The sequence below is a fragment of the Candidatus Protofrankia californiensis genome (genome assembly GCF_900634765.1).
GTDB lineage: Bacteria > Actinomycetota > Actinomycetes > Frankiales > Frankiaceae > Protofrankia > Protofrankia californiensis.
In genome coordinates, this window is the sequence record NZ_CAAAFT010000401.1 from 529 (window position 1) to 4,604 (window position 4,076).

Here is a 4,076-nt window from a genome sequence, read left to right on the forward strand (position 1 = left end):
CCATTGACACCACCCTCGGCATTGGCCAGCCCGAAACGAGCCTCGACGCCGGAGCGGAACCCGCGCAGAGCGGACGCCCCCGGCCCAGAATCACTGAACAGCAGACCGGCTTTGACCTCAGAATCGGTCACTTCCGGCGCCGTGCAGGCCCCCGCCCGCGCGGATCGGCCGGCACCACCCTTGTCGCCGCCCTCGTCGCACGCAGCCGTCAGACTGCCCAGACTACTCAATGCGAGAGTCAGAACCGCGAACCGTAAGTGCCAACGTCTTCCGATCAGTGACATGTTGACCCGTCTCTTCGTAAGTGTGAGATGGAGCACGGGTCATTGTAGGAGTGTGCGGTAGGAAGTCAGCTGTTCACAACACCCAATGCTGATCGAAATACCGCGTGATCGAAATACCGGGGCCCGGCGTACGGCCGACGGGCAGCACAAGCCCTGGGCCAAGGACAGTCAGCCTTCACGGGCGGGCCGTCCGACTCCGGCGAGCGGCCGACCCGCCCGTGAACGGGCTCCTACCCTGCGCTGTCTTTCTCTTGCGGCAGGCAGCCTTTCTCTTGCGCCAGCGAGGAATCATCGTCCCCGGGCGAGCTCGAGGTTGATAAAAGATCGGTCGAGCCGCCGGCGGTAGACTTCCGGTCGTGCCCGTACAGTCCGGCGGTGGTCGCAGGGAAGCGCGCAGGGAGCGCCATGCGGTCCGGCTGCCCGAAGAGTTGGTTCTGTTCGACGGCGATATCTCCAGCGAAACATTTCTGGACGGCGTCCTGGTGGAGTCCCCCGCGGACGGGCGGCAGCCGACTCCCGCGGAGCCTCTTGTCGACGTCGAACTGACGAACTCCCTCTTGCGGTCTGCCCGGCTTACCGGCCGGACCTTCAGGCGCCTGCACTGTCGTAACGTCGTCTTCGACGGCTGTGATCTGTCCGGAGTGATCCTGCATGACAGCAAAATGAATGCTGTCGAGTTTCACAGGTGCCGGCTGAGCGGCATGGTCTTCGGTGGCGCGAGGCTCGCGGACGTCCTGTTCAGCAACTGCAAAATGGACGTCGTGAACCTGCGCATGGTCGAGGGCAGGTTCCTGGAATTCCGGGAGAGCGACCTTCGCGAGCTCGATCTGTACGGTGCCAGCATCACCAATCTGCGCATCCACGACAGCGACGTTTCTTCGGCGGACCTCTCCACGTCGTCCCTGGCGGGCGATGTCCGCCTGCACGGGTCCAGACTGCGGGAGTTGAAAGGAATCGAGTCGCTGGCCGGTGCGGTCATCGGTACGGAGCAGCTCATGGACGTGGCGATGATGCTTTTTGCGGCGTCCGGCATCACAGTCGACGACGAACGCCACTGATCAGGAGCCGAATTCAGCCGGCCGAAGGGATGCCGTCCTGCTCGCCGTAGCCCTGTTCAGGGTAGGACTGATCGGAATTTACTTCATGGGGATCGGGACCGCGCCGATCCTGCTTCGTGTGCTGTTCGAAGGGTATGTGGGCGTAGGGACACCCTGGCTCCTGGGGTGTCCCTACGCCTTCCTGGATCATGAAGAAGCGCTGCGGGCGCCTGTACCCGCCCGCGGACGGCTGCGCTGTGCGCTGGCTGCCCGGCCCAGGCTGGGGCTACCGGTATGGCCGACCGTGCCGAGGCAGAGCGGGACGTAACGCTCGGCGATCGCCTCGGGCGACAGGGGCCCGTCCGAGGAGTACCAGTTGGACACGCCCTGGCACATGGTCAGAACCGCCCGGCTGGCATAGGCCGGGATGGGGGTGGTGAAGTGGCCCTGGGCGATGCCCGCTTCGACGGTGTCGAGCAGCATGTGCTCGAGATAGTCACGCAGGGCGACGTAGCGGGCCCGGTTCTCCGGCTCGAGACTGCGGATCTCGGTGTCGAGGAAGGCAAGGCCGCGACGGTTGGCCATGAAGAGCACGATGCACTCGATCATGGCCGAGAAGCGGGCGACCGGGTCGTCACCGGCCTCGGCCACCGCGGCCCGGCAGTGGTCGAGGACATCACGCATGGAGGTCTCGAGCAGGGTGACGAGCAGGGCCTGCTTGTTCTCGTAGTGGTAGTACAGCGCCGGGACGGTGACCCCGACCCGGCGGGCGATGTCGCGCACCGACGTGCCGTGGTAGCCGTGCTCGTTGAACGCCTCCATGGCACGCACGAGTACGGGGTGCAGGTCCAGCGGTGGGTACTCGCGCCACCGCTGGACAGCACCGGCCTGCGGCTCCGGTGCCGTGCTCACGCGGGACTCCTCAACGCATCATCGGGGAAATCATCGGGGGGCCATGCGGATGGCGCCGTCCAGGCGGATGACCTCACCGTTGAGCATGGGATTCTCCACGATGTGCTGGACAAGGGCGGCGTACTCCTCGGGACGGCCGAGCCGGCTGGGATGCGGCACCTGGATTCCCAGGGACTTCCTGGCCTCCTCCGGGAGCGAGGCCAGCATCGGGGTCTCGAACAGACCGGGAGCGATGGTGACCACCCTGATCTGCCGGCCGGCCAGGTCACGGGCGACGGGCAGGGTGAGGCCGACGACGCCGCCCTTGGACGCGGCGTACGCGACCTGCCCGATCTGACCGTCGTACGCGGCCACCGACGCGGTGTTGACGATGACCCCGCGGTCGCCGTCGATGGGCTCGTTGGCGCTTATCCGCTCGGCCGCCAGACGGATGACGTTGAAGGTTCCGATCAGGTTGATCTGGACCACACGGGCGAACAGCTCGAGTGAGAGCGGGCCGTCCTTGCCCAGTACCCGGCCCGGGGTGCCGATGCCGGCGCAGTTCACAGCGATGCGAACGTCCCCGAGCCGCCCGGCCGTGTCGAGGGCCGCGGCGACGTCCCGCTCGCTGGTGACGTCGGTGGGAGCGAACACGGCGCGGTCACCGAGCTTGGCGGCCACCGCCGCACCGTCGGAGGACGGCAGGTCCACCAGGGCCACCGACGCCCCGACGTCGAGCAGCCGCTGTGCGGTGGCCAGGCCCAGGCCGGAGGCCCCGCCGGTGATGAACGCGACGCTGCCTTCGATGTTCACGGTACTTTCCTCCCACAGAGAGTGATCTGTCGTTGGCGGCCTGATGCGTTTGATCAGCTAGATGCGTTCGATGATGGTGGCGTTGGCCATGCCGCCGCCCTCGCACATGGTCTGCAGCCCGTACCGGCCCCCGGTCGCCTCCAGCTGGTTGACCAGGGTGGCCAGCAGCCGGGTGCCGGAGGCCCCGAGGGGGTGACCGAGCGCGATCGCGCCACCACGGGGGTTGAGCTTGCCCGGGTCGGCGGCCAGCTCCTGCTGCCACACCAGGGGCACGGGGGCGAACGCCTCGTTGACCTCGTACGCGTCGATGTCCTCGATGGAAAGCCCGGCGCGGGCCAGGACCTTCTGCGTGGCCGGGATGACACCGGTGAGCATCAGCACCGGGTCCGAGCCGGTGACGGCGAAGGAGTGGAACCGGGCCCGGGGACGCAGACCCAGGCGCTGCGCGGCGGGGGCGCTGACGATGAGGACGGCCGAGGCGCCGTCGGTGAACGGGGAGGAGTTACCAGGCGTGATGTGCCAGCCGATCTCCGGGAAGCGCCCGGCCGCGGGGACGCCGGTGAAGGCGGGCTTCAGCGCGGCCAGCCCCTCCACCGTGGTGGCGGGGCGTACGGTCTCGTCCACTCGGTGGTCGCCCACGGCAACGATCTCCCGGTCGAAGCCACCGGCGGCGGCGGTGGCCGCGGCCCGCTGGTGGGAACGGGCCGAGAAGGCGTCCAGCTCGTGGCGGTCCAGCTTCCACCGGGCGGCGATCAGCTCGGCGGACACCCCCTGCGGGATCAGGCCCTCGGGGTAGCGCCGGCCCAGCAACACCCCGGCGGTGTCCTGCCCCTGCGCGGCGTACCCCATCGGCACCCGGCTCATCGACTCCACACCACAGGCGATGACGACGTCGTAGGCGCCCGCGAGCACGCCCTGCGCGGCGAAGTGCACCGCCTGCTGGCTGGAGCCGCACTGGCGGTCGACGGTGGTGGCGGGTACGGACTCGGGCAGCCCGGCGGCGAGCAGCGCGCTGCGGGTGATGTTGAGTGCCTGCTCGCCGGCCTGCGAG

General features: G+C 68.3%; 5 protein-coding genes. 1 reads left to right on the plus strand and 4 read right to left on the minus strand.

Going from position 1 to position 4,076, the window contains the following annotated elements; genetic code table 11:
- A partial coding sequence (locus DD1DGNOD_RS31375; protein ID WP_241255873.1) for an ABC transporter substrate-binding protein occupies positions 1 to 284 on the minus strand: 284 nt, incomplete at its 3' end.
- 356 nt (positions 285 to 640) lie between these two features.
- Here DD1DGNOD_RS31375 and DD1DGNOD_RS20530 point away from each other — a divergent pair.
- Entirely contained in the window at positions 641 to 1,342 is a 702-nt protein-coding gene (locus DD1DGNOD_RS20530; protein WP_165034959.1) for a pentapeptide repeat-containing protein, read from the plus strand.
- Between the two features lie 186 nt (positions 1,343 to 1,528).
- Here DD1DGNOD_RS20530 and DD1DGNOD_RS20535 read toward each other — a convergent pair whose 3' ends face one another.
- The 3 genes from DD1DGNOD_RS20535 to DD1DGNOD_RS20545 form a co-directional block, all read right to left on the minus strand.
- The gene (locus tag DD1DGNOD_RS20535) at positions 1,529 to 2,233 is read right to left on the minus strand and encodes a TetR/AcrR family transcriptional regulator (protein WP_206443339.1); all 705 of its coding nucleotides are present in this window, start codon (positions 2,231 to 2,233) and stop codon (positions 1,529 to 1,531) included.
- A 30-nt stretch (positions 2,234 to 2,263) separates the two neighbouring features.
- On the minus strand, positions 2,264 to 3,025 hold the full coding sequence (locus DD1DGNOD_RS20540) for a 3-hydroxyacyl-CoA dehydrogenase (protein ID WP_131770852.1): 762 nt from the start codon (positions 3,023 to 3,025) through the stop codon (positions 2,264 to 2,266).
- Between the two features lie 57 nt (positions 3,026 to 3,082).
- The coding region (locus DD1DGNOD_RS20545) for a thiolase family protein (RefSeq protein ID WP_131770853.1) at positions 3,083 to 4,076 on the minus strand (994 nt) is incomplete at its 5' end.